This window comes from Microcoleus sp. B4-C2, assembly GCF_036705265.1.
Taxonomy (GTDB): Bacteria; Cyanobacteriota; Cyanobacteriia; order Cyanobacteriales; family Microcoleaceae; genus Microcoleus.
On record NZ_JAUBUB010000098.1, the window covers coordinates 1 to 24,173 of the forward strand.

At 44.9% G+C, this 24,173-nt stretch carries 25 protein-coding genes; 12 read left to right on the forward strand and 13 right to left on the reverse strand.

Annotation, left to right across the window (positions count from 1 at the left end; translation table 11 throughout):
- Positions 1-269: 269 nt before the first annotated feature.
- Positions 270-1,403 (forward strand): hypothetical protein, encoded by a 1,134-nt coding sequence (locus QUB20_RS23195; RefSeq protein ID WP_333250503.1) that lies wholly within the window; start codon positions 270-272, stop codon positions 1,401-1,403.
- Between the two features lie 61 nt (positions 1,404-1,464).
- The gene (locus tag QUB20_RS23200; protein WP_333250505.1) at positions 1,465-2,394 is read left to right on the forward strand and encodes a type IV pilin-like G/H family protein; all 930 of its coding nucleotides are present in this window, start codon (positions 1,465-1,467) and stop codon (positions 2,392-2,394) included.
- Between the two features lie 171 nt (positions 2,395-2,565).
- Here QUB20_RS23200 and QUB20_RS23205 read toward each other — a convergent pair whose 3' ends face one another.
- On the reverse strand, positions 2,566-3,201 hold the full coding sequence (locus QUB20_RS23205) for a hypothetical protein (protein ID WP_333250507.1): 636 nt from the start codon (positions 3,199-3,201) through the stop codon (positions 2,566-2,568).
- A 370-nt stretch (positions 3,202-3,571) separates the two neighbouring features.
- Complete coding sequence (locus QUB20_RS23210) at positions 3,572-4,195, reverse strand: DedA family protein (RefSeq protein ID WP_333167522.1); 624 nt, start codon at positions 4,193-4,195, stop codon at positions 3,572-3,574.
- A 349-nt stretch (positions 4,196-4,544) separates the two neighbouring features.
- Between QUB20_RS23210 and QUB20_RS23215 the strand changes: the two genes are divergently transcribed.
- Positions 4,545-4,889, forward strand: coding sequence for an STAS domain-containing protein (locus QUB20_RS23215; protein WP_333250509.1), 345 nt, complete (start codon positions 4,545-4,547; stop codon positions 4,887-4,889).
- A 44-nt stretch (positions 4,890-4,933) separates the two neighbouring features.
- Here QUB20_RS23215 and QUB20_RS23220 read toward each other — a convergent pair whose 3' ends face one another.
- From QUB20_RS23220 to QUB20_RS23235, 4 genes are all read right to left on the reverse strand, one after another.
- Positions 4,934-5,584, reverse strand: a complete 651-nt coding sequence (locus tag QUB20_RS23220; RefSeq protein WP_333250511.1) for a hypothetical protein — start codon at positions 5,582-5,584, stop codon at positions 4,934-4,936.
- Entirely contained in the window at positions 5,577-6,131 is a 555-nt protein-coding gene (locus QUB20_RS23225) for an Npun_F5560 family protein (RefSeq protein WP_333250514.1), read from the reverse strand. The genes QUB20_RS23220 and QUB20_RS23225 overlap by 8 nt, the downstream gene beginning before the upstream one ends.
- A gap of 262 nt (positions 6,132-6,393) precedes the next feature.
- Positions 6,394-6,993 (reverse strand): class II aldolase/adducin family protein, encoded by a 600-nt coding sequence (locus tag QUB20_RS23230; protein ID WP_333250516.1) that lies wholly within the window; start codon positions 6,991-6,993, stop codon positions 6,394-6,396.
- Positions 6,994-7,643: 650 nt separating this feature from the next.
- Positions 7,644-7,874: a hypothetical protein gene (locus QUB20_RS23235; RefSeq protein ID WP_333250518.1), complete on the reverse strand. Its 231-nt coding sequence runs from the start codon at positions 7,872-7,874 to the stop codon at positions 7,644-7,646.
- Here QUB20_RS23235 and QUB20_RS23240 point away from each other — a divergent pair.
- Positions 7,862-7,993 carry a hypothetical protein gene (locus tag QUB20_RS23240; protein WP_333250520.1) on the forward strand — a complete coding sequence of 44 codons (132 nt, stop codon included), beginning with the start codon at positions 7,862-7,864 and terminating at the stop codon, positions 7,991-7,993. The two genes, QUB20_RS23235 and QUB20_RS23240, sit on opposite strands and share 13 nt — an antisense overlap.
- On the opposite strand, the gene QUB20_RS23245 is transcribed toward QUB20_RS23240, so the two are convergent.
- From QUB20_RS23245 to psbN, 4 genes are all read right to left on the reverse strand, one after another.
- On the reverse strand, positions 7,990-8,913 hold the full coding sequence (locus QUB20_RS23245; RefSeq protein ID WP_333054592.1) for a hypothetical protein: 924 nt from the start codon (positions 8,911-8,913) through the stop codon (positions 7,990-7,992). The genes QUB20_RS23240 and QUB20_RS23245 overlap by 4 nt on opposite strands.
- 633 nt (positions 8,914-9,546) lie before the next feature.
- Positions 9,547-10,458 (reverse strand): MBL fold metallo-hydrolase, encoded by a 912-nt coding sequence (locus tag QUB20_RS23250; RefSeq protein WP_333054593.1) that lies wholly within the window; start codon positions 10,456-10,458, stop codon positions 9,547-9,549.
- Position 10,459: 1 nt separating this feature from the next.
- The gene (aroC, locus tag QUB20_RS23255; protein WP_333224666.1) at positions 10,460-11,560 is read right to left on the reverse strand and encodes a chorismate synthase; all 1,101 of its coding nucleotides are present in this window, start codon (positions 11,558-11,560) and stop codon (positions 10,460-10,462) included.
- A 244-nt stretch (positions 11,561-11,804) separates the two neighbouring features.
- A complete protein-coding gene (gene psbN, locus QUB20_RS23260) occupies positions 11,805-11,936 on the reverse strand; it encodes a photosystem II reaction center protein PsbN (RefSeq protein WP_190742515.1) in 132 nt (43 codons plus the stop codon).
- Positions 11,937-12,148: 212 nt separating this feature from the next.
- On the opposite strand from psbN, the gene psbH reads away from it, so the two are divergent.
- The 4 genes from psbH (at position 12,149) to QUB20_RS23280 (ending at position 13,690) form a co-directional block, all read left to right on the forward strand.
- Positions 12,149-12,352 (forward strand): photosystem II reaction center phosphoprotein PsbH, encoded by a 204-nt coding sequence (psbH, locus tag QUB20_RS23265; protein WP_015176007.1) that lies wholly within the window; start codon positions 12,149-12,151, stop codon positions 12,350-12,352.
- Positions 12,353-12,503: 151 nt separating this feature from the next.
- Positions 12,504-12,764: a TatA/E family twin arginine-targeting protein translocase gene (locus QUB20_RS23270; protein WP_333211347.1), complete on the forward strand. Its 261-nt coding sequence runs from the start codon at positions 12,504-12,506 to the stop codon at positions 12,762-12,764.
- Positions 12,765-13,427, forward strand: coding sequence for an aminoacyl-tRNA hydrolase (pth, locus tag QUB20_RS23275; RefSeq protein WP_333071067.1), 663 nt, complete (start codon positions 12,765-12,767; stop codon positions 13,425-13,427).
- Positions 13,424-13,690, forward strand: a complete 267-nt coding sequence (locus tag QUB20_RS23280; protein WP_333156302.1) for a DUF3146 family protein — start codon at positions 13,424-13,426, stop codon at positions 13,688-13,690. Before pth ends, QUB20_RS23280 begins: the two co-directional genes overlap by 4 nt.
- Before the next feature lie 81 nt (positions 13,691-13,771).
- Here the strand turns inward: QUB20_RS23280 and QUB20_RS23285 are convergent, their stop codons facing one another.
- Complete coding sequence (locus QUB20_RS23285; RefSeq protein WP_333250523.1) at positions 13,772-14,146, reverse strand: S-layer protein; 375 nt, start codon at positions 14,144-14,146, stop codon at positions 13,772-13,774.
- A gap of 84 nt (positions 14,147-14,230) precedes the next feature.
- Complete coding sequence (locus QUB20_RS23290) at positions 14,231-15,061, reverse strand: CPBP family intramembrane glutamic endopeptidase (protein ID WP_333250524.1); 831 nt, start codon at positions 15,059-15,061, stop codon at positions 14,231-14,233.
- A 376-nt stretch (positions 15,062-15,437) separates the two neighbouring features.
- On the opposite strand from QUB20_RS23290, the gene QUB20_RS23295 reads away from it, so the two are divergent.
- Positions 15,438-16,886: a GTP-binding protein gene (locus QUB20_RS23295; RefSeq protein ID WP_333250526.1), complete on the forward strand. Its 1,449-nt coding sequence runs from the start codon at positions 15,438-15,440 to the stop codon at positions 16,884-16,886.
- A 659-nt stretch (positions 16,887-17,545) separates the two neighbouring features.
- Here QUB20_RS23295 and QUB20_RS23300 read toward each other — a convergent pair.
- Entirely contained in the window at positions 17,546-18,754 is a 1,209-nt protein-coding gene (locus QUB20_RS23300) for an argininosuccinate synthase (RefSeq protein WP_333250710.1), read from the reverse strand.
- 68 nt (positions 18,755-18,822) lie between these two features.
- On the opposite strand from QUB20_RS23300, the gene QUB20_RS23305 reads away from it, so the two are divergent.
- The 3 genes from QUB20_RS23305 (at position 18,823) to QUB20_RS23315 (ending at position 23,735) form a co-directional block, all read left to right on the forward strand.
- Positions 18,823-18,954 (forward strand): hypothetical protein, encoded by a 132-nt coding sequence (locus QUB20_RS23305; RefSeq protein WP_333291681.1) that lies wholly within the window; start codon positions 18,823-18,825, stop codon positions 18,952-18,954.
- Positions 18,955-19,062: 108 nt separating this feature from the next.
- Positions 19,063-20,001, forward strand: a complete 939-nt coding sequence (locus QUB20_RS23310) for a glycosyltransferase (protein WP_333237604.1) — start codon at positions 19,063-19,065, stop codon at positions 19,999-20,001.
- Positions 20,002-20,582: 581 nt separating this feature from the next.
- Positions 20,583-23,735, forward strand: coding sequence for a PAS domain-containing protein (locus QUB20_RS23315; protein WP_333250708.1), 3,153 nt, complete (start codon positions 20,583-20,585; stop codon positions 23,733-23,735).
- Positions 23,736-24,173: the final 438 nt, after the last annotated feature.

Sequence of the window (24,173 nt, forward strand, 5' to 3'; positions counted from 1 at the left end):
TCAATAATTTATAACTCTGCAATTATACATTGTTAGACCTATTTTAGCAATCTTTTCCTATCATTCAACACTTCTGCGTTAACAGGATTGGTTTTTGGCAATAATTTATTTGATAGCTTCTTCGTTAAGGATCTGAATATAAAAGATGATTAGGTGGAAATAGGCAAAAAATAACGGTACTAGCTTGATGTCGTTCTTAACAATATCAGGCTAGTTATTAGAAAGCAATGTGACTGAACAACAATTCTTAGTAGAAGAGGAAGATATTAATGTCATCTGGTAGTAGTGGCGGTAGCGGTAGCCCTGGAACTGGTAGCAGTGGAACTGGTAGCGGTGGTAGTGGCAGCAGTGGAACTGGTAGCAGTAGTGGCGGTAGTGGAGGCCCTAGCGGACCTACAAGAAGAATAGGGATTGCTGCTATAGTTTTGGGAGGTATTGCAGGCGGTTTAGTTGCGCTTGCAAATATAGCAAATATAGGAACCTGGCTTGTTGGAAGTGAGGTTCTATGTAGGTTTGGTATTTTGAAATGTTCAAATCCACCAGAACCTAGACCTGTCATTCCAGCTCCACCGACCACAGTTAGCTCTTCGCCTTCACCTGACTCTCCTAAATCAGATTCTACTCCTTCTTCATCACCGATATCCACTTCTTCTCCTGCACCGGAAACTCCAGCGCCAGTTTCGCCATCGCCATCTGCAGTAAAACTATCTGCTGACGAAAAGCCCTGCACAGTAGAGCAAAATGGCAGTACCGTAAACCTTGAGTTTCTAAATCGTTCTTGTACCTTCACCGGGAATTTCAACTCTAACAATCAAGAACGTATTTACCGTTTTAAAATAGATAATCCAAGTAATATCACTCTATATTTAGGTAATGTGAATAGCGAAGTAGAAATGTTTCTTTATGAAGATCAAAGTGGGACTGGTGTGATTAGCGGTAGAATAGAGAACCGATCTGCTATTAATTCTAGAATGGGAATTATTGACAGACAATTGAGTGTTGGCAACTATATTGTTGCTATTCGGTCTAAGGTTAGAGAAACTCCCTACTCACTTCAGATTGTCAATAATACAAGCCAAGCAAAAAATCTTGAGTTTCTTCAAGGTACTATCCCTCTAAATGGAAGTGTTAGCTCCAAAAATCAACAGCATTATTACCGTTTCCAACTGGCAAATCCCAGTGACATTAATTTGTCTTTAGATGGTGTGAATAGCGAAGTAGAAATGTTTATTTATGAAGATCAAAGTGGTACTGGTGTGATTAGCGGTAGAATAGAGAACCGCTCGGCTTTTAAAGATCAGCCCGCAATCATCAAAAGAAATTTGAGTGTTGGTCACTATATTGTTGTGATTGGGTTCAAGGCAAGAGAAACAGATTACATTCTTACTATGTCGGCTCCTTAGTTAATTCTTGAATTTCTATTTAATCGGCAGTTTATGCTGTAGCTACCACAAACTAATTACTATGACTAATCCTCAAAACAACTCTAATCTTGCGCCTTGGAAATGGGCTTTAATTGGTGCTAGTTCGACTTTAGTGTTAGCCTTAGCAGGCTTTGGATTATATAATTTACTAAATCCTAAAACTTCTTCAATTTTAACGTCAACGTCAACGTCAACCTCTTTAGCTACTGGAACTCCTGAGATTTCTGTTGCTAAACAATTGATAGGTCAATGGCAAGGGCAAATTTCTGGTCAGTCTGTAACATTAATCTTTACGCAGGAAGGGAAGTTATTTATTTTGGATACGCCTACTTCAGCTACCGAAATGGAGTATCAGACTAACGTAAATCCTCAACAAAAAGACCTGGATATATTAGTAGGAGGTAAAATTACCGCGAGGACAATTTTTGATTTAACGGCAGATGGTCAGTTGCGTTTAGAATTAGATAATCTTGGAGAATCTCGACCCACATCTTTTAGTTCCAATGCAAGGATTTTTCAAAAAATATCTGAGCAAACGACACTGCCCGCTAATGTTCAAGTAGTTAATCTCCAAAATCAACAAAACAAGGCGAGACAGTCAGAAGCCAAACAGTATGTTAGTTCAATGAATAGAGCACAACAAGCTTTTTACGCTGAGTATGCCACTTTCTCATCTAGTATAGAAAAATTGGGAATAGGTATTAAGTCAGAAACAGAAAATTATTCGTATAGCATTGTCTTGAGTAATGATAATCGTTGGGTGCAAGCAATCGGTTTAGCCAAGAGAGATGGATTGAAAAACTATACAGGTATAGTTTCTTTAATTAAAAGCCCTAATGACGAATCTACATCTACGCAAGCTAGACTTTGCGAAAGCAATCAACCATCAAAAGAGCTTCCAGGAACACCGATATCTACTAATTCTCCCGACCTACAATGTCCTTCTGGTTATTCAGACGTGCTGCGGTGAAACTTGCCTCAAAATCAATAGCATATCCGCAATTGACTTAGTATCAACAGGCATTACGCACTCCGATCGCAGAAACCGGGTTTTTTCCCGAATCTGCGGGCTGTCGCGAAGTATTTTCGTAAAAAACCCGGTTTCTGAGCCACCATGCGTAAGTCAAATCGAAACTACCGCTCACAATCCCAAATCTTTCGTCTCAATTAGATTCCCCTCAAACTCAAAACCCCGCTCCATACCATCAAAATACTTCTCAATATTAGGCTTAATCCAGAGCGCTGCTTCCCCATGTCCCAACTCCACAGCTCGATCGACTACCTCATACCAAATTGTCAGGCTAACTCCCGCCGCTTGCACCGCCTTCAAACAATCCCAAACAAACTTTGGCACCGATACCGGCGACACCGCATACCTCAACAATTCCTGTGCACCTTCTGGCAAAATAATCAGATTGCTGGCAACTACAATTATACCTATATCTTCTTCTCTTTCCCCCTGCCAATTCACTTCGCCATTTAAAACATAACCCCAAGGTTTGAGAAAATTGTCGATCAGATACTGCAACCATTCGACATAATCATAAAACTTTTCTACGCCGCTCCATTTAATCCCTCCGCCGTCAGCCGTAGGAATCCAGTTACACCACAATCCGGGCTGAGTCTTCGGCGGGCGGTTGTAATTAACAACAGAAATTTCGGAGTCTTCATCCCATTTTTCATTGACAAAATAGCAGCCTTCTTCGCCCACAGGCAAACCCACCGCTGTTCTCGCCGGATCTGGAATACTTTGCAAAATCGCCGAATTTCTCTTCATCCGTCGAGTTCGAGAAAACTCTAATAACTAAATAGCTTCGCTGTCTAATAACCGTTTATTTAAATGAAATGTTCCGTCAAATATTGTAGTGTATCCCATAGTTCTTATCTATTATATAATTAATTTTTACTATTATAAATCTATGTTAGCGAACTGACTAAAAGGAAAAAAGTTGTAGGTTGGGTTGAGGAACGAAACCCAACTTGAGGTTCCCAGAAAGTTGGGTTTCGCTAGATAGTTGGGTTTCGCTTCGCTTAACCCAACCTACGAATGATTAGATAGACTTATTGCAAAAATACATTGCATCTGCTTTTATCTGCGGTTAAAAACAGAAAATCCCGAACTCTTGCAAAAAGTCTAACCACCAATCTTACTTAGTCTTGTCCAAAGTCCGCGCCTCCAACCAAATAGGAATTGCAATCCAAGCAACTGCTAACAGCAAAGCAAATACCGCAAATTGAGCAGCCCAAGCTACCAATTTCTCTAAAGACACAACTTGTCCCAAGAAGTAGGATAAACTCACCATTACCGATGCCCAGCTTGCAGCACCCAGAACATTGAACAGCGAAAATTTCCAAAAAGGCATTTCTGCAATACCTGCTAGGGGGCTAGCAAAAATTCGCAGCAGTGCGATGAAACGGCCCAAAAATACGGCTTTAGCTGCATTTTTGCTAAACTGTTCTTTTAAGTCAAACAGTTGTTCTTCTCGAAAGCGGAAAAATTGTCCCAGCTTCAGCAGCAGTGGCCAGCCGCCGTACCTGCCGATCGCATAACCAAAATTTCCCCCCAATGTAGCACCAGCGATCGCACTGCCGAGCACAAACCAGTAATTCAGTTCCCCACTGCCAGCTAAAAACCCGCCAGCAATCGTAATTGTCTCGCCTGGAAGAGGAACTCCCAGATTTTCCAGCAAAATTCCCAGAAATACTGCCCAGTAGCCGTAATCACGCGCAAACTGCTGAATAGTCTCTAACGATAAAAACTCAAAAGACATTCGATACTGCCTTCGTAAACTTTTGCAAAGCTCAATACATTTATATATTGGCTCGATTCAGCCAATAGTGCAATCTTTCGCTGTGATGAAAAACACACTGTTGTCGCGATCGCTGATCCAACTAAACATTAGCCTTTCAGGCATACTAGATAAGTAGAGAATTGTTGTAGTTGCGTTCCGCGCGATCGCCAGCCAGTTTTCCTCCTAAATTTATCACAACGGCTCTCCCCACCGATTCCCACAAGGGCGATCGCCAATCCTAAAACATACGCTGAAATTCCCTGAGTCTCTCAAGAGAGTCAGCAACTAAACTAACTTATTCATACTTTACGATCGTAGGATAACTGCTATGGAATCTCCCAACTTCAACCCACCCATCGTCCTTCAACCTCACAACTGCCTCGACTCCCAAGCCGGCAGCCTCCTCCAGCAACAGCTAGCCGAGATTGTGCCCGATCGCCACAAACTCTGGGTAATAGACATGGCCGCCGTAGATTTCATCGACAGTTCGGGGATCTGCGCCTTAGTCGGGGGACTCAACGCCGCCCGCCACCGGGGATGCCGCCTCGTCATCTGCAACCTCTCAGCAACAGTCAGGCTAATATTTGAAATTACTCAACTCGACCAACTCTTTGAAATCTTCGACAGTTTCGAGCAAGTTATCTCCACTGAAACTCCGGCTTTAGTTGCTTGATTAAAATGATCTGCCGAGCTCAAATCTCAAGTTTCCCATAGACTTCAAGCAACCGCAGAGCTAATTTGTATATCATAAATAGGCTTATTTGTCAAGCAATACCAATGACAAAGAAATAAATCCGGCACTTGAACGCCGACAGAAGCGATCGCAGGTGCAGCCGGAAAAGGCCAAAGTCGATCGAAACAAATCCTTTCCCCTACAAACCCGAACTGCATCAAATAAGTCGCCGGAGGCGCATTTAAAAGATTCAGCAAGCGGTAAGCCAACTCATACAACTGCTGTCGCCAAACATCCGACAAATGCACCGGTTGAGAGTAACTCAACTCGCCCGACTGCTTAGAAGGTTCCCCACCGATCGCCTCAGCATACAGTGGGCCCTTTGCCGTCAACACCACAGGCAGCCAAAAATTGCCACCACCGACGGGAAAAAGCAACTCCTGGGACACTCGATCGCGCGCTGCGGAAACATTGCCACAAAATCGAAACACATCTTGAGCCGGAAAAACCAGATTTTCTGGTACATCCAGGGTCAAAGGACAAACGATCGCCCCACCCGGAGCGATCTCGCCAGAATCGAGTTCAGAAACCCCACAGATATTGACTTCAGTTAAAGGATCAGATTGAGCGATCGCCGCGGAGAGACTTGCGGCCGAATCTTTCTCACCACCCGCCACAATCAAAACCTTAGACATTGCCAAAGCTCGGCATTTGAATTCCCCGATCGTCCGTTTCATCGACGCTGGGCAGATCCAGGCCCTTAGCCTTGCGACTCCGCACAGCGAGACGGTAAGTTACGCTTTGCAATTCAGTGTGCAACTGGCGGTTTTCCTTTTGCAATTGCTCCAACTTTTCCTTAATCGGATCGAGCCGCTCGGCAAACTTCTGGCGGTAAACCCCCGGCAATTCCTGCACTACCTGTTCTAGCATCCGAGAACGATCCGTCAATTCTTGCACCGACTGCCGCAGTTGGTAAACCTCAGCATCCCGTTCGGCGATTTGTTCCTGATAAAAACCCACCTGTTCTTCAACAGCTTGGAGTTGTTCCCGCATTGCCTGCATTTGAGCTTGGTGGCGATCGGAAACTTCCGGCGCGGGCACAAAATTAGAATTGCCCTTCACCAGCCGGAAAAGTTCTTGAGACAACTGCTGCACCAATTGGTCGCGCATTTGCAGCTCTTCGGTGAGACGAGATACCTCTGATTGCAATTCTTTTGAGCTTACAAGTTTAGTTTGATTCACGATGACTCTCAGCTTTTGTTATATAATCTGTTTCTCTTTAAAAATATCTCCCCCTTACCGCAGAGGCAAGAGGCACTTCAAAAGTTTTGAACCTATGAGGCTAAATCGAGCCAGCGGCCCAATGTCAAGGGTAAAGCTCAGTCTAACTCAAATCAGGCATCCACGTCATCACCTTAGTTTCTTGCCATATACACAGGTAAAATCCTAGGTTTTTTGTCAATAAACCAGGTTTCTGAACTTTTTCTGAGAATAGTGCAAGAGCTCAGGTGTAACCAATTACAGCAGAAAGCACTTTGCCAGCTTCGTCCAAGGTGCTGCCAAAACAGATAATGCCGTCCTCGTGACCGGCCATGGCCAGAATTTTGCGATCGGCCAAATTCTCCTCCTCAAAAAGTCTAAACATTTCTAAGGCCATCTGGGGAGTGCCGTAAGGTATTTCTTTTCTAGTAGTAGGAATCTTAAACAGCAGTTGCTGCCATAGCTTAGGATTGTGGACATGAATTATCCCGCCCACCTCCTCTCTCTGAAGGTACAGGGCCGCGTGAGTTAGGGACTCCGACGAAGCTTGTACGGGGCCCCGGCAGCCGATGAAATTTTTTTCTAAGTTAAATTCGGTAACAGTACAGTATGATTCTGGTCCCAGATTCCTCAAGTGTGCAGTCTGGGTTCCCGAAATCACGAATTGGCAAGAATTACCGAGTCTGACACTGACGTTGCCAAACCCTATGCCATTTTCGTAGACGCCAATTAATCCCCAAGAGTGGAGCCGATCGCGCCAGTCCATCAAATCTGTTATGTTGGTGGCAGCTACAGGGCCTGCCTCTTCCCAATCACAACGGTACTTAACGACTCCTTCATCCATTTTTTTGTTTGATCAGACACTACTGTGACACGACAGAGTTGGCTGAAGCTGAGACTTAATCGAACTTGTCAAGAAGTTGTCAAACAGCTTTTTTTGCTTGCTGCCTTATGTCTCCGTGCATAAGTGCCTTAACTAATCTACATTCCAGTGTCGCCGTAATTAGCTACCGACATTAGCAAAAAGTAAGCTAGGAAAGAAGAACCAATTATTCCCAAAATCATGATTTAGCCTCTAGGTGATTACAAAAGTTCAATATGAAAATGTACCCTTTCAGTCGGGGAGTTTGATTCTAGGCTTTTGCCCGATCGAGTTTCTGATGTGAAACTACATAACATCCCTGAATCGCTTATTGTTCTATACTACAGCATTTCTACTGAGTTGAGCTCTACCTTAAGAAATATTTAAGGATAAAGTACCCTTAATCCGGTAAGTCCGGTAAAAAGCAACCGTAGATTTACTTAGTTTTTATAAGTGTACATATATTTAAGAAAAAAGCAAGCGGAACACAAAAAAAATATTTTTTAGCCAGTCTGGGACGCACTGGCACAATCTTCGGGTGTTCTACGTTATTCAACACCTCTGTCGATCGAGCAATTTTTAGCTCCGGGGCATCCTACAAGCTAAGAAACCGGGTTGAGCCTAATATTATGTCACGTAAAATCACCGCAACGCCAGCTCGCGTCGGCGGGTTCACCAAAATCTGTAGTAGTAGTATAAGTTATAGATCCGGTAAACCCGCGCCTACCTAGAGGGGGATAGTCGATCGACCGAACCTGATATAATCCTATTAACTCAGATGTTGCACCATTCTCAATTAGTCTTTTATGAACAGGCTTTTCGGCCTGTTCCACAACATATAAATTTTCTTGTGGAACAGGCATCTTGCCTGTTGCTGACAATGGTGCAAGATATCAGATTAAGAAAAAAACAAGCCGATCGAGCAGTGATGACTCGATCGGCTAAATTTTTCTGGGAAGCGCGATCGCCCCCAGCCCTTTAAATGTGGAAGTGATACAAGATGCTGCCGTCGTCTTTAATTTCGCAATTGGCATTAAAAACTTCAGCTTGTTGGTTCAAAAAACGCTGAGCGACATCCGGCGACAGCCGCGTTTCCATCGCAAACCGCACCAGAGTGATTTCGCCCCGGCCTTCTTTGATCAATCGGTACAAAGCACTTTGGAGCCTTTCGCTCTCTTCTCGCTGAAAAGCTGCTTTGTACCTCCAATCCGCCACCGAAGGAATCAAACCGCGGCTGACCAAAATCGCTAACAGCAAGCCAATTCCCAAAATCAGAGGCACTGTCGGATCGCTCGTAGGCGTCGCCACAATTTGCGGCACTGTAGCGGCGGCCAAACTGCTAACCATTTCTTTTTCCGACGCTTGCGTATCCGCCATTGCAAGCTGAGTTTTATTGTAAAAGTCTTGCTGAAGCTTCATTTGCTGCAACAGGCGAGCGCGCTCTCTTTCGTATTGGTCGAGTTTTTGCTGAGCTTGTTTCAGGTCTTGAGTGACTTGTGCCAAGCGTTGGTTGAGCGACTGATTGACTGATTGCCACCGATATCTGTTAATCAGGCGGCTTTTTTCAACCATGCCCTTCATCAACATATCCGCCGTTTTGATTGCTTGCTCCTGATCTAGCGAGCGATACCCAACCACAATTTCTAGGGGTTGTTCCGGCTTAGAAATTTTGACAATAGCATTTTGTCGAACTTGCTGGGGCGACAGCTTAACTGCATCTGCCACTGCTTTGACAACATTATCTGCTAGGAGAACCTCCGGGGTGAGTTGCTCTCCCTGCTTGAGAATTGTCGTGCCCGTGGTCGAAAATTTGACTGGCGGATTATTAGAACTGAGAGTGCCTTGAGCCATGAATCCGGGGGGCGGGGCGAGGCGGTAGGCCAGGGCGCCTGAAATACCCATAATTACAGCAAAACTGCCTAGGGCAATCCATCTGTATTGATGTGCTGAAGATCTAAAACGTAAATTTCCCATTTTGATAGTCAAGTCATAACATTCGCTTGCCGCAGCTACTGCCAAACGCCAGAGCGATCGTTTCTTTCTGGTTAGTCAAATTGACTGCTGAAAATTTTCTCAGTTTGTACCTAAAAGCTATTAGCTTTTGAGAGTTGTCAATATTCATGAGCCCAAAAAACCGATCGCGCTTTTATTTGATCCGAGCTATAACTTCAGTTTTTGTCCTTAATAATTAATCTGTAACAAGGCTTCTGGAAGTCTACTGGCCTCAGACTAGCACTCAGGCGTGCGAGAGCCTCGCCTCCCCGTGTTTGTTGACATTCAAAACTGTCTCCTTTTCACCCTTGGCAATCCTCCAATTATCTTACGTCTTGGCGTCTTGCGGACGCGGTTGAAGAATAAAAAAAACCTTAAATAATCTGCCTAAAAACTTAACAAGCAAGAATTATACCATGCAGTTAAGAGTTTGCTGCGTATTCAAAAAAATTGTGGAGCTGGTTTCGCCCCAGATCCACATATTCACATAACAATTATGGTTCGATCGGTTGATGGTTCGATCGCTCTGGCAAGGGCGAATGTTCAGAAGCCGATCGGCAAAATAAGACCCTCGCGGGCCATGACAGCCTTCGGAAAAGCAATTTGCACGTCTTCAGCGATGCGATCGAGAAAATCGTCAGTGTGAGCCGGATCATGGTGAAAAATCACCACTCGTTTCACGCGGGCTTCCTTGGCCATTCTCACGGCTTCCTGCCAAGTCGAGTGTCCCCAACCCACCTTCGGAGACTTGGGGTTGTGATATTCCTCATCTGTGTACATCGCATCGTAAATCAGCACATCAGCGTCGAGGGCTAAATTGTAGACATTCTCATCTAGCCGATCGGGAAAATGCTCAGTATCCGAACAATAAACCACAGATCGTCCCTGCCAAGTCACCCGATATCCCATAGCAGTATTCGGGTGATTCAGAGAACCCGTCCTAATCTCAATATCATCCAGCATCATCGTCTGGTTGTGATTGAGTTCGTAGAAATTCAAATCTGCCTGCAAACCCATCAGCGGCACCGGCGAATTCGAGTGGAGCACCCGTTCAACGAAGTGCCTTTTCATGCAATCTCCATCCGGCGGAGTCGCCCCGTAAATATCAAAGCTATTGCCGCGGATGAAAGCTGGGGCGAACAGCGGGAAACCTTGAATGTGATCCCAGTGATAGTGAGTAAAAAACATATAAGCTTGCACAGGCATTTCTTGCACCAACTGGTCTCCCAGCATCCGCAAGCCTGTTCCGCCGTCAAAAATCAAGCGTTTGCCAGCGACTCGCATTTCCAAACAAGAAGTATTGCCGCCGTAGCGAACAGTTTCCTGTCCGGGTGTCGGAACACTGCCCCGCACGCCCCAAAACTGTACTACAAAATCATCTATACCTTTTATTGATTCGGAGGGTTGAGGGCAATCAAGGGGATTTGCCGCTACTGAGGACAAGCTGATTTCCATTTTAAAATTCAGGCTTTAAGGTTCCACATTGTCCGTGATGGCGCAGCAGATGGTCGCACAACACTAAAGCTACCATTGCTTCCACCATTGGCACAGCTCTTGGCAAAACACAAGGGTCATGCCGTCCCTTGGCAGCCAGCAGCGTTTCTTCGCCTTCTCGGGTAACTGTGCGCTGCTGCTGGCGAATTGTCGCAGTCGGCTTGAATGCCGCCCGCAAAATTATATTTTCGCCGTTAGCAATGCCACCCTGAATTCCGCCAGAGCGATTCGTCACTGTACGAATTACACCCTTATCATCAGTATAGTATTCATCATTATGTTCGCTGCCCTTGAGCAGAGTCCCGGCAAACCCGGAACCAATTTCAAAGCCTTTGCTGGCGGGCAAGGACATGATGGCTTTTGCCAAGTCAGCTTCGAGTTTGTCGAATACGGGCATTCCCAGGCCTTTGGGGACATTGCGGGCGACGCATTCGACTACACCGCCGATCGAATCTCCACTGTCGCGAACTTTTTCGATCAGTTCAATCATTCTTTCGGCACATTCGGCATCTGGACAGCGGACGATGTTGCTTTCTACTTGTTCTAAGGTAACAGTATCCGGGTCGGCGACACATTCTAAGTCTTTGATGCGTTTGACGTAGCCGACTATTTCGACTCCTGCTGCTTGTTGGAGAATTTTTTTGGCGATCGCCCCTGCTGCTACTCTACCAATTGTCTCTCTCGCCGAACTGCGACCTCCGCCTTGCCAGTTACGAATTCCGTACTTAGCATCGTAGGTAGCATCAGCGTGAGAAGGGCGGTAAGTTGTCGCCATTTCGCCGTAATCTTGGGGGCGAGTGTCTTGATTGCGGACTAAAATTGCGATCGGCGTTCCCAAAGTTTTGCCTTCAAACACCCCCGACAGAATTTCGCAGGTATCTGCTTCTTTGCGGGGCGTAGTAATTTTGCTTTGGCCGGGGCGGCGGCGATCGAGTTCTGCTTGAATTTCCGATGCGTCGATCGACACCAGGGGCGGGCAACCGTCAATTACTACTCCGACACCGCCGCCGTGAGATTCCCCAAATGTCGATATCCGAAATAAATGCCCAAAGGTATTGCCCATTATGCTTTGCCCTGAAACTTGATAATTTTTAGCTTAAATGGAATAGAGATTTACTGTATTTATGAAAAATATACCATTGACGAGTAGGCGACCGGCGATCGCCTCACAGCATCACTCCCTTCCCGCCCCTAGAAGAATATCTACCAGGGAGAGAGGGAGAGACCGAGAATAGGAGATATCTGGAAACACACTTAAATTCATCCGTGTATCCGTGTCCGAATCCGTGTTGTGCCTTCCTTCTTCTTTAGTCTTCGTGTTCTTCAAAAGGATCTCTCAATTCCTTAGCGGGAGGGCCGAAAGCCGTGTAGATCGAGAAACCGGTGATAGCCACCAGACACACGCCCAGTGAAATGCCAAGAACTGCTGCAGGTTCCATATTTTTGATCGATTATGAGTGCTCCACTCTATAATATTACAAAAAATAACAATCCGTCTGAAAGTCTCGTGATTTTAGGCGCTGTACGGTATGGCAGCCAGCCCCCACTCCCCGTTTTGCGAGTCCCCCGGTGGCATTTCTGAGAAATTGCGATCGCAATTAGCGGTAGAAATATGTCAAACTTTTCTGTAGAGATTCATTGCAGGTGACTTATGGCACAACGGACTTGGTTAGGAGATATACTCAAACCCCTTAACTCGGAATACGGCAAGGTAGCCCCCGGCTGGGGAACCACGCTGTTGATGAGCGTGTTCATTGGACTGTTTTTCGTGTTCTTGTTGATTATTTTGCAAATCTACAACTCTTCTCTGATTCTGGAGAGTGTGGATATGGATTGGTCGAGTCTCGGCCGCTAAAAATTGATCGCAAAACAGTAAGGCTAAAAGTAAAAGCTGAGGGTTGAGGAGAAAGGGTAAAAGCTAAGTTTTCCCGTTTTTCCTTACCCTTTCCGATTACTTTTGCCATAAATAAACAAGAAGTAACTAAACAAATTGCAGGAGAAAAACTATGAATATTTTTGGCATTGGTTTGCCCGAAATGGCAGTTATTTTTACGATCGCCCTATTGGTATTTGGCCCGAAAAAATTACCCGAAATCGGCCGAAGTATGGGGAAAGCAATTCGGGGATTTCAAGACGCTTCGCGGGATTTTGAGTCGGAATTCACGCGGGAAGCTAAGCAGTTAGAAGAAGCAGTAGCAACTAGCAGCAAACCGGCAACTGAAAAACTCACGGCGGCTACTCCCAAGGAAGATAGCACAGACATTTAAATGAACAACACCCAGAAGTCGGAAACACCAGCGGAGTTAGTGATTCCCCAGCTAATAGTTGGGTTGGGAAATCCCGAACCTAAATACGATCGCACCCGACACAACATCGGCTTTAATGCTGTCGATGCCTTGGCTAAATCTTGGCAGATTTCCCTGTCGGAAAATCGCAAATTTCAAGGCATATTTGGCGAGGGAAATCGGCCGCGGGGACAGAAAATCCGCTTGCTGAAACCTCTAACTTACATGAATCTGTCGGGTCAAGCGATTCGGGCGGCGACGGATTGGTACAAAATACCTGCGGAGTCTGTGTTAGTAGTATACGATGATATGGATTTGCCGATCGGGAAATTGAGAATGCGGCTTGCCGGTTCGGCCGGCGGACACAACGGGATGAAATCGACAATTTCTCATTTGGGCACAGACAAATTTCCCCGCTTGCGGATTGGCATCGGCAAACCTCAAAACGATGCTGCTAAAAATGAGAAAGATACGATTTCCTTCGTCTTAGGAAAATTTTCCTCAGAGGAAAGTCAGTTAGTAGAGAAAGTGCTTAAACTGGTTGTAGAAGCTGTGGAACTAAGTCTGCACCAAGGAGTAGAAAAAGCCATGAGCCTTTACAATAGTCGCACAATTGCAGAAACAAACGCGGAAACAAAAAGGTGAGTTCGAGACGTTTGCCTGAAACAACTGCATATGTCCGGGTTACTGGCCAATCTTGGCAAAAAGGCACGATTGAGGGTGAAGTGACTGCCGGCAATTTTGAGTGGCAGTTTCAGTGGCGTTTCACGGCAGAAAAAACACTGATACTTGAGCCTTCTCAGGGTAGGGCATTGATTCAGGAACCGCTGCACCGCTTTCTGGAAAAATGGGATTATCAGCTTGAACCTGGTGGCGATTATTCGTTTACGGTTCGGGCTGAGTTTTAAAATCTTGGTAATGGGAAATTGGGACAAGGCAATCGGGAATAAAAACTTCCTCTCGTAAGATATCCCGATTCCAGTAATTCTTTAATTAATCACGGGAAATGGCTGTAATGGGAAATTGGGAAAGGGCGATCGGGAAGGCAAACTTTCTCTAGTAGGAGGTCCCGATTCCAGTGATTCTTTAATTAAAGCAGGGTTCATCCCTTCTCGGTAAGCCCCGCAATAATACATCGTCAAAACAGCTTTGTAAGCCCAGTGATTGGAAGGTATATCGGTAAAAGGATTTGGCAGAGTTTCCGCGCGATTTTGCACGCAAGCATTGAGGATTTGTTCGCGGGTTGGCTGGACTTGAACTAAAGAATTATTTTGCTTTATTTGTGCGGTATTTTGTGCCTTTGCTGGAGCAAATAAACCTGGATAAGTTAACAGTGTGGCAATGGCAAAGATGCTGAATTTCATAAGTTTATCAATTTCGTAATAAGTTGTTTGGTAGTGAGGAGTTTAGTCCTCAAAGTAGTCTGAAATAAGGACTCTTCGTCCTTACTACAAACCTTTGGAATGTTCGGACATTTTTCGCATTCCCAAGGCCAAGACACTCAAAAACAACAGCCCGATCGCCCCAGCTAGCGGATTGCCGTTAACTCCTGTCACCCAATCGGGGACAGATCCCGAATATCGCACTAACTGCCCGATGTTAATCATGTAATATCCCCAGACTAAACCTGCATGAAGCCCGATCGACAAACCGAGGCGATTTTGGCGCGATCTTTTTCCCCAAACCAGAATCAAACCCAGCAACAACAAACCCGGAAACTGCGGCCAACTCTGCAGCATTGCCGCGACAGGTTTGATAAAATGAGATAGGGCAAACACCAGGCTATTCGCCCACAGAGATATTTTATAATTGTAATCCCGCTGCAACTCGTCCAGCAACCAACCTCGGAATACCAACTCCTCCGCAAAACCGACTCCAAGGGCGCTTAACAGCCCTTCTGCGATGATTCTCGGCAAATTATCAGAATTTTGCCACGCGACTAAGCCGAACAGCCCTTGCACCGCAAATAAGCTGAAAGTGAGCAAAAGCCCGATCGCCAATCCGATTAAAAGCTCCAAACCGTTTTTTCGCGTATTGATTAAACCATAACTTTTGAGTAATTGGGTTTGTCCGTAAACCTGTTTTCCCCAGCGAGGCACTAGGAACAGAAACTCAGTAAACAACAATCCCATTGTCAGAATAGTTGCTAGGTTACTATCTTTAACTAAGAGATAAATTGGTGCTGCTAGCGGCAGCCAAATTGCTAGCAAGATTAATAGGAAAATTATTACACGTAAAGGAAATGGATAACTGGCTATTCTTTGGAGGCGGTTAATCATTGTTGTAAATGAGTTGAAATTGGGTAAATCGGCTTATTGGTCTGTCGCACTGTCCGACAGGGGTTAAAAACCCCTGTCTCATAGCGAAAGTCCTCTCAAAGAGGACTGAAATTTATCACAATCTAATTTAGGTTGGCAGTCGGTTTTAACCGACTTTTGCTATAAGACGGGGATTTAAATCCCCGGCGGGCTTGCGGGTGAATGCGAGAACTTTTGGCTGAGTCAGGCTTGAGTAAATCCGAGAGTCAGGCTTGAGTAAATCCGAGAGTTAGAGTTGGATAAATCCGAGAGAATGTACAAAGCAGACAGAGAAAGCTAGAATAGCATTGTATTGGCTGAAACTTTAAACAAAACAGAACTATAAAATAAGGGAACAATGACTGAAGCCTCGGATTTTTCAAATGTCGATCGCGAATTAGATGACACAATTTTAAGCTTCGCAGACATTCAGGCAGAACTCAACCTGCGCCACGCTAAAGATGCTCTGCGAGATATAGTAGAAAATCTCGACTTGACACTTCAAGAGCGAACTGGACTGGAACCAGAAATTGGCGGGTTGGAGAAAATGCTCGACAAGCTAGAGCGCGCTTGCGTCCAAATCGCTGTGTTTGGGATGGTGGGAAGGGGAAAATCTTCGGTTTTGAACGCGCTGCTAGGTCAAAATGTGTTTGAAACTGGCCCGACTCACGGGGTGACTCGCACCACGACTATCGGCCAGTGGGATGTCGGAGAGGGAATTGATGAGAAGTTGCCCGATAGACTTTCGCCAGTTATTTACCGTTTGTCGCAAGTGGAATTAATCGACACTCCGGGAATAGATGAAGTTGACGGCGAAACTCGCGAAATGTTGGCGCGCCGCGTTGCTCAACAAGCAGATTTGATTTTGTTTGTAGTTGCTGGCGACATTACAAAGGTGGAATACGCAGCACTTTCGCAGTTGCGGGAAGCCGGAAAACCGATGTTATTAGTGTTTAATAAAATTGACCAGTATCCTGATGCAGACAGGCTGGCAATTTATCATAAAATTCGAGACGATCGCGTGAGAGAATTGTTGTCTCCCGATGAAATTGTGATGGCGGCGGCTTCGCCTTTGACGGCGAGGGCGGTGCGCCGTCCCGACGGAAGTATGGGGGTGCAAATGACTCGCAGTTTGCCACAAGTGCAAGATTTAAAATTAAAGATTTTGGAGGTTTTAGACCGGGAAGGCAAATCTTTGGTCGCGCTGAATACCATGCTGTGTGCGGGGGATATTAACGAGCAGTTGGTGCAGCGAAAAATGGAAATTCGAGATGACGCGGCTAATCGAATTATCTGGAACGGGGTAATGACTAAAGCGGTGGCGATCGCACTTAATCCAATTACTGTAGTTGATATTCTTAGCGGTGCGGTAATTGATGTGGTGATGATATTAACTTTATCTAAAGTTTACGGCATTGCGATGACGGAAGCGGGCGCGGTGGAATTGCTGCAAAAGATTGCGATTAGTATGGGGGGAATTACTGCGGGCGAATTGTTGGCTAATTTTGGTTTGAGCTCGTTGAAAGGATTGTTGGGTTTGGCGACGCCAGCGACGGGGGGTTTGGCTTTAGGGCCTTATTTGTCTGTGGCGGTGACGCAAGCTGCGATCGCGGGGGTTTCTTCCTATGGTATCGGTCAAGTTACTAAGGCTTATTTGGCTAATGGTGCTTCTTGGGGAGATGATGGGCCAAAGGCTGTTGTGAGCAAGATTTTGTCTTCTTTGGATGAGGATTCTATTTTAAATCGGATTAAGGAAGAGTTGCGCGCTAAGTTGGATTTGGGAAGTGTGGAAAAACAGAAATCTTAGCGATCGCGAATTAAATAACTTACAATTTTAATTGTTATTGTGGGATGGGCGTCCCGCCCATTTAATTGTTATTGTGGGATGGGCGTCCCGCCCATTTAATTGTTATTGTGGGATGGGCGTCCCGCCCGTCCTTTTTGGACGGGCGGGACGCCCATCCCACAATCTTGTGGAAGTTATTTAATTCTCATTCCTTAGCGATCGGCTGTTTGACATTGACCCAGCAATCCTGCCGGAATCGGGCAGGGGTTTAAACCCCTGCCTCAAAGCTAAATTGGTCTGTAGACCGTTTAATAAATTATTAGGAAAACAACCAATTACCAATTACCCATTATTACTGTATCTTACTAACTCATAACTTAGGTAATTGGCACAGGTTGGGCGATTGCGGCAAATAAGGTGCGCTGTGCACACCCTACTCTAATTCCACGAATCGGCTGGTTAACATCCAATAAGGCTCAGTTAAAACTATTTATTCCGGGCGATATCCCCCTAAATCCCCCTGATTGTTGGGGGACGCAAGAGTAATTTCTTGTCCCACCCCCTACTCCCCTTGTAGGGGCGGTGCGACCCCTACTCCCCGTGTCCGCCCTTGGCTAGGGGGGATCGAGCTTAACTGAGCCGTATTGGTTTAACATCAGGTTTTTAACCCTAATTCCATCCTATTTGTAACCTCTATTTTTCTCCGACCAAATGCGGGTTGGTAGTCCCCAAACATAGACAAATCCTTCGGCAGCTTTGTGATCGAATTCGTCCTCTGCGCCGTAGGTTGCTAAGTCGAAACTGTACAGAGAATTGTCAGATTTGCGGCCGACAATAGTTGCATTTCCTTTGAACAGTTTGAGCCGCACGGTTCCAGTTACTCGCTTTTGCGTGTCCTGAATAAATGCGTCTAAAGCGGTTTTCAAAGGATTGTACCAAAGACCGTTATAAATCATTTGGCTGTAGGTTTCTTCGATGCCTCGCTTGTACCGCGTCACATCTGCTGTCAGCGTCAAACTTTCTAAGTCTCGGTGCGCGTGCATCAAAACTAAAATCGCTGGTGTTTCGTAAATTTCCCGCGATTTAATCCCGACGAGGCGGTTTTCAATCATGTCAATCCGGCCGACTCCGTGGTTTCCAACTATTTCGTTGAGTTGGGAAATTAAGGCGACTGGTGATAAATTTTTGCCGTTTAAAGTGACAGGATTTCCGCAATCGAAACCGATTTCTATGTATTCGGGTGTGTCGGGAGTTTGCTCGATCGCCTTTGTCATCAAATACACCTCTTCCGGCGGTTCCGCCCAAGGATCTTCGAGGATTCCGGCTTCAATTGCCATTCCCAATAAGTTGCGATCGATACTGTAAGGCGAAGACTTTTTCACGGGCGACGGAATGCCACATCTTTCGCCGTATGCGATCGTTTCTTCGCGGCTCATTTTCCACTCCCGCGCTGGTGCTAAGATTTTAATCTTGGGGTTGAGTGCGCCGATCGACACATCGAACCGCACTTGATCGTTTCCTTTACCTGTACAACCGTGGGCGATCGCATCTGCACCGTATTTTTCCGCCGCTTCTACTAACAATTTAGCAATCAGCGGGCGAGCCAGGGCAGTCGAAAGGGGATAACGGTTTTCGTAAAGTGCGTTAGCTTGAATCGCTGGAAACGCATAGTCTTTGACAAATTCTTCCGTAGCATCAATAACTAAAGATTCCGAAGCACCGGATGCTAAAGCTTTTTTGCGGATCGGTTCTAATTCGTCTCCCTGTCCCAAATCCGCGGCCAGAGTAATTACTTCTTCAACACCCCACTCGTTTTTGAGGTAAGGAATACAGACGGAGGTATCGACTCCGCCGGAATATGCTAGGACAACTTTTTTAGCGCGACTCATTGCTCTTTACATCCTGAATTTAACTGACATCTTGCACCCTTGTCACTAAGCTTTTCAGGGCGGGCAAGATGCCCACCCCACAAAAAAATATCATTTTTGTGGAACAGGCATCTTGCCTGTTCTGGAGAATGGTGCAAGATGTGATATTTAACCGACTTTTCATTATGCACCTAATTGAGATCGATTCTTGTCAGAAATAGTACAGATTTATATATTCTTTTTTTGATAAACTTGGCTATTTACCGGAGGAGTTGCTGCGGAAAATCTGCTACCGTGGGATACGGTAACTGTGGCGATGGGGAAAAATCGTGTTTTTTAGTGTTGTAATTCCGACGTATAATCGTAAACCGATTTTGGCAAAATGTCTACTGGCTTTGGAAAATCAGCAGTTCGGTGAGATTGTCAGAGAGTATGAAGTAATTGTCGTGGACGACGGATCGACGGACGGGACGCTGGAGTGGTTGGCCGCAAATGCTGACTTGTTGCCTCATGTGCGATCGATCTGTCAATCTCACCAGGGCCCGGCGGCTGCCCGGAATTTGGGCGTTGAAGATGCTAAGGGCGATACGATTATTTTTATTGACAGCGATTTGGTGGTAACAGAGCATTTTTTGCAAGCACACGCTGATGCTTTACTACAGGGTTACAAAGATACTGATGCTGTTTTTACTTACGGCAGCGTGATTAATACTTGCAATTTCGACAATCCTACCTCAGAACCTTACAAAATCACCGATTTTTCGGCGGCTTATTTTGCTACGGGAAATGTGGCGATCGCCCGCCACTGGCTGCTGGCTGCTGGACTTTTTGACAATCGCTTTCAACTGTACGGATGGGAAGATTTAGAGTTGGGAGTTAGGTTAAAAAAATTAGGTTTAAAACTCCTTAAATGTCCGGCTGCTGTCGGCTATCACTGGCATCCACCTTTTAGTTTGGAGCAAATTCCAGGCATGATTAACCGAGAAATTGAGCGCGGGAGAATGGGAGTTTTGTTTTATCAAAAACACCCAAGTTGGGAAGTACGGATGATGATTCAAATGACTTTTCTGCACCAAATACTGTGGGGAGTTTTATCATTAGGTGGGATGCTGAACGAGCGAACGATGACTCCTTTTTTACAGTGGTTGATTGACCAAGGCAAGCCCCAGCTAGCTTTAGAAATTGCTCGGATTTTTCTGAATTGGTATAACGTGAAAGCCGTGTACGCCGCTTGCGGAGAATTGCAAGCCGAGACAAAGATACCATAAATCAGCCCCATCCCGCAAATAAGATATAAGATATTGTAGGAGTTTTTTAGGGCCCATTGGTGTCAACTTAAGCTCATAATTAGTAACGGTAACAACTGTTTGACAATTATGCCTACACTGCCCTAGGGCTGCTTAATAAGGGAAATTTAGGGAACTCACAACTTGGATACGAACCAGAAAAAAATAATTTTTAGTCTTAAGTTGACACCAATGTTCCGGCTTGTTTAAATTAACCTTTTTAGTGAGGATATCTAATGAAAAATCTCAACACAAAGCACCCGATCAAGGGCTGCCAAACATGGTCGTATAAAGTCTAAGAATCAAATTTTAACCTTTATTTAATCAAAATTGCTTGGTTAGCCTGTGATTTGAGGAATCTAGGCTATTTTATCACCAGACTCCGATAATTTGAGCTACCAAGATTTTCAAAAGATCGTTACTTTTGATATAATGACAGATAATTTAAGAGTGTGCTAGAGAGCCAATAGTTGTGCTGGTTTATCTGAGAGTGTTAGCTACAAGCGGTTAATGACTTTAAAAATATTCCCACATATACAACTTGAATAGTTTGAGGGTTTGCTGTGAATACAACTGACGATAAAAATCCAAGACTAGAAACAGTTAGACTTGAAAACACTGTCTTACAAGAAAATATTTTAATGGTGGACGACCATCCAGAAAGCTTGCGGCTTTTATCCCAGCTTTTGTCTAAGCGGGGATATAAAGTGCGACCGACACGAGATGGCAAATTGGCTCTTAACTTTGCTATGTCGAGTCCACCAGACTTGATTTTACTGGACATCATGATGCCCGGTATGGATGGGTATCAAGTCTGCGAAAAGTTAAAAGCTTGTCCGCAAACCAAAGATATTCCTGTGATTTTTATTAGCTCTTTAAATGAAGTTTTTGATAAAGTCAAAGCTTTTTCGGTGGGGGGGGTAGACTACATTAGTAAACCATTTCAAACAGAAGAAGTGGTGAGCCGTGTCGAAAATCAACTGCTTCTGAGCCGTCTTTATAAACAAATTTTAGCACAAAATGCACGGCTGCAAGCAGAAATAGAAGAACGCAAGCGGATCGAAGCAGAACTCCGAGACAGCCAACGCTGGCTGTCGGCAGTAATTCAAACACATCCTAATCTTTTGTACGTTTCCGATTTGATAGAACAGCGAACTCTGTATATCAACCGCGAAATATATAGCGATATTGGCTATAGTTTTGAAGAAATCCAGCAGATGACAGGAGCATTTCTTCCTAACTTAATACATCCTGACGATTTGCCAGGATTCTCAGAACACCTCAGCAGGATTGAGGCAGCAAAAGACGGTGAAAGCTTTGAGTGTGAGTACCGAATTCAGCACAAAAATGGTGAATATCGGTGGTTTGTTAGCGTGGATACCGTGTTTGCCAGAACCGCAGACGACAAACCTTGGAAAATTTTGGGGACGGCTACTGAAATTAGCGATCGCAAACAAGCTGAACTAGAACTAAAAACAGCTTTATCTGCTTTAGAACGGCAAATCAAACAAAGGTTTTTAATAGAAACAATTACTCTTGAAATTCGATACAGTTTAAATCAAGATCAAGTTTTTCAAACAGCTACTGCCCAAATAGGTAGAATTTTTAATGCTGATTGCTGCTTGGTTCACACCTACACAGAACACCCTATTCCCAGAATTAATAATGTCGCTGAGTACAGAAAATCCGCATCCAAATCGCTTTTAGATTTAGAAATCCCCGTACAGGGCAATCCTCACGTTCAGTTTTTATTATCCCAAGATCAAGCTGTAGTTTCTGACGATGTTTTTTCCGACCCGCTGCTAGAAAACGCCCGAGATTTGTGCTGTCAAATAGGCTTAAAATCGATGATATCCATCCGCACTTCCTACCAGGGAAAAGCCAACGGAATGATATGCTTGCATCAGTACGATCGCCCCCGCCACTGGACGCAGGAGGAGATCACATTATTGAGCGCTGTGGCGGCACAGATGGGAATTGCGATCGCTCAAGCAACTCTTCTGGAACAAGATAAACAACAGCGACTTAAACTTCAACAAAGCGAAGCTAGTCTAGCAGCCGCCCAGAAAATTGCCCACATCGGCAGTTGGGAATTTGATTTAGTCACCAATAAAATTACTTGGTCAGAAGAAGTATTCCGCATTTTTGGTCTTGACTCAAGTGCAACTGAACCGACATCTGCCAAACTTTTAAAGATGTGTCATCCCGACGACAGAGAATTATTTCAAAAAACAGTCAGCCTAACTATCTCACAAGGCATTGCCTACAAAAGAGAGTTCCGATTTTTGCATCCTAGCCGTCAAATTATATACGTGGAAGGAAGGGGAGAAGCTGTTTTTAGCGAAACCGGGGAAGTAATAAAACTGTTGGGAACAGTGATGGATATTAGCGATCGCAAACAAGCCGAAGCAGCTTTGCAAATTAGCGAAGAACGTTTTTATTTGGCATTTGAAGGCAGTGCGATGGGATTGTGGGATTGGAATCTTGCCACGGGAGAAGTCTATTTTAATCCACGGTGGAAAATGATGCTGGGATATGAAGTAGAGGAGGTAGAAAATAGTTTTGCATCCTGGGAGCAACTGGTACATCCAGAGGATTTGTCTCCGGCTAAAGCAGCGCTAAATGCTCACCTGGAAGGCAAAAATCCTACTTACGAAGTGGAATTTAGGATGCTGACAAAATCCGGCGAGTGGAAGTGGATTTTAGCTCAAGCGAAGGTGATGGAACACGACGCTTCGGGAAATCCTTTGCGGATGACGGGTACGCATATTGATATTAGCGATCGCAAACAAGCCGAAGTAGAGTTGCAATTTAGCGAACAGCGAGAACGAGAAAAAGCGCAACAGTTAGAACAAACTCTGGTCGACTTAAAAAAAGCTCAATCTCAGCTCATTCAAGCCGAAAAAATGTCAAGTATCGGGCAAATGGTAGCGGGAGTAGCCCATGAAATTAATAACCCCATCAGCTTCATATACGGCAATATTATTCCCGCAGCACAGTATGCTCGCGATTTGGTAAAATTGATTGAACTCTACCAGCAATACTATCCTGAACCAGTTCCCGAAATACAGGAAGAATTGGCAGAAGTCGAGGTAGATTTTATTGCTGGGGATTTCCCGAAAATAATGGCTTCAATGCAAGAAGGTGCTAACCGAATCAAGCAGATAGTGCTGTCTTTGAGAAACTTTTCGAGACTCGACGAAACAGATCGCAAAGTAATAGACATTCATGAAGGGATAGAGAGCACTTTGGTGATTTTGCAGCACCGATTCCAGTCACAGCCAAAACATCGGGAGATTCAAGTTATTAAAAATTACGGGAACCTGCCTAAAGTCGAGTGTTATCCGGCTCAATTAAACCAGGTATTTATGAATTTGCTGGTAAATGCGATCGACGCTGTGGAAGAGTCATCAGCAAACTGTACTTGCAAAGTTAACCAGATTCGCATTGTTACTGAAGTCAGCAGCGAAAATCAAGTGTGTGTGCGGATTTTTGACAGCGGGCCCGGTATCCATCCCGAAGTTCAGTCAAGGATGTTTGACCCATTTTTTACTACCAAACCTGTGGGCACCGGCACTGGTTTGGGGTTATCGATTAGTTACCAAATAGTTAAAGACACCCACGGCGGTAAGTTGGAGTGTCATTCAGAAGTTGGCCGAGGAACAGAATTTGCGATCGAACTGCCGATTTCGCAAAAGTTAAAAGTTAAAAGTTAGGATAAGCTGTTAAATCATGGGCGGTAAATTAACCATAATTCTTGGTAGGGGCCGGTTCACCAACCATCTATAATATTACTCACAGATGAGCGTAAACCCCCTCGACCGTCAATCGATTTTAGATTTTAGATTTTCGATTTTAGATTGACCCCAGGGATCAATGCGGGGGCAATAAGTGATTTTCGATTTTCGATTTTGGATTGATTCCACGGATAAATCACGTGGCGGGTACCACCTTTGAAATTCGTGGTCAGATGGGGGGCAATTGCAACGGATATCATATTAATTGTGTATCAGAACCTATTTTAGGGTGCGTGATAACCTGACATTTTCTCCCGTATTTCCTGCGAACGGTCTGTCATTTAGGATCGCGAATTAAATAACTTACAATTTTAATTGTTATTGTGGGATGGGCGTCCCGCCCGTCCTTTTTGGACG

Bases quoted from the DNA above. Each gene is read 5' to 3' on its own strand.
- QUB20_RS23250 (WP_333054593.1), bottom strand. From the start codon at position 10,458: ATGGAAATCAGCTTGTCCTCAGTAGCGGCAAATCCCCTTGATTGCCCT.
- QUB20_RS23235 (WP_333250518.1), bottom strand. From the start codon at position 7,874: ATGCCTGTTCCACAAGAAAATTTATATGTTGTGGAACAGGCCGAAAAG.
- aroC (WP_333224666.1), bottom strand. From the start codon at position 11,560: ATGGGCAATACCTTTGGGCATTTATTTCGGATATCGACATTTGGGGAA.
- QUB20_RS23270 (WP_333211347.1), top strand. From the start codon at position 12,504: ATGAATATTTTTGGCATTGGTTTGCCCGAAATGGCAGTTATTTTTACG.
- QUB20_RS23305 (WP_333291681.1), top strand. From the start codon at position 18,823: ATGCCCACCCCACAAAAAAATATCATTTTTGTGGAACAGGCATCTTGC.
- QUB20_RS23210 (WP_333167522.1), bottom strand. From the start codon at position 4,195: ATGTCTTTTGAGTTTTTATCGTTAGAGACTATTCAGCAGTTTGCGCGT.
- QUB20_RS23295 (WP_333250526.1), top strand. From the start codon at position 15,438: ATGACTGAAGCCTCGGATTTTTCAAATGTCGATCGCGAATTAGATGAC.
- QUB20_RS23285 (WP_333250523.1), bottom strand. From the start codon at position 14,146: ATGAAATTCAGCATCTTTGCCATTGCCACACTGTTAACTTATCCAGGT.
- QUB20_RS23245 (WP_333054592.1), bottom strand. From the start codon at position 8,913: ATGGGTATTTCAGGCGCCCTGGCCTACCGCCTCGCCCCGCCCCCCGGA.
- pth (WP_333071067.1), top strand. From the start codon at position 12,765: ATGAACAACACCCAGAAGTCGGAAACACCAGCGGAGTTAGTGATTCCC.
- QUB20_RS23205 (WP_333250507.1), bottom strand. From the start codon at position 3,201: ATGAAGAGAAATTCGGCGATTTTGCAAAGTATTCCAGATCCGGCGAGA.
- QUB20_RS23215 (WP_333250509.1), top strand. From the start codon at position 4,545: ATGGAATCTCCCAACTTCAACCCACCCATCGTCCTTCAACCTCACAAC.
- QUB20_RS23290 (WP_333250524.1), bottom strand. From the start codon at position 15,061: ATGATTAACCGCCTCCAAAGAATAGCCAGTTATCCATTTCCTTTACGT.
- QUB20_RS23300 (WP_333250710.1), bottom strand. From the start codon at position 18,754: ATGAGTCGCGCTAAAAAAGTTGTCCTAGCATATTCCGGCGGAGTCGAT.
- QUB20_RS23230 (WP_333250516.1), bottom strand. From the start codon at position 6,993: ATGGATGAAGGAGTCGTTAAGTACCGTTGTGATTGGGAAGAGGCAGGC.
- QUB20_RS23200 (WP_333250505.1), top strand. From the start codon at position 1,465: ATGACTAATCCTCAAAACAACTCTAATCTTGCGCCTTGGAAATGGGCT.
- QUB20_RS23220 (WP_333250511.1), bottom strand. From the start codon at position 5,584: ATGTCTAAGGTTTTGATTGTGGCGGGTGGTGAGAAAGATTCGGCCGCA.
- psbH (WP_015176007.1), top strand. From the start codon at position 12,149: ATGGCACAACGGACTTGGTTAGGAGATATACTCAAACCCCTTAACTCG.
- QUB20_RS23195 (WP_333250503.1), top strand. From the start codon at position 270: ATGTCATCTGGTAGTAGTGGCGGTAGCGGTAGCCCTGGAACTGGTAGC.
- psbN (WP_190742515.1), bottom strand. From the start codon at position 11,936: ATGGAACCTGCAGCAGTTCTTGGCATTTCACTGGGCGTGTGTCTGGTG.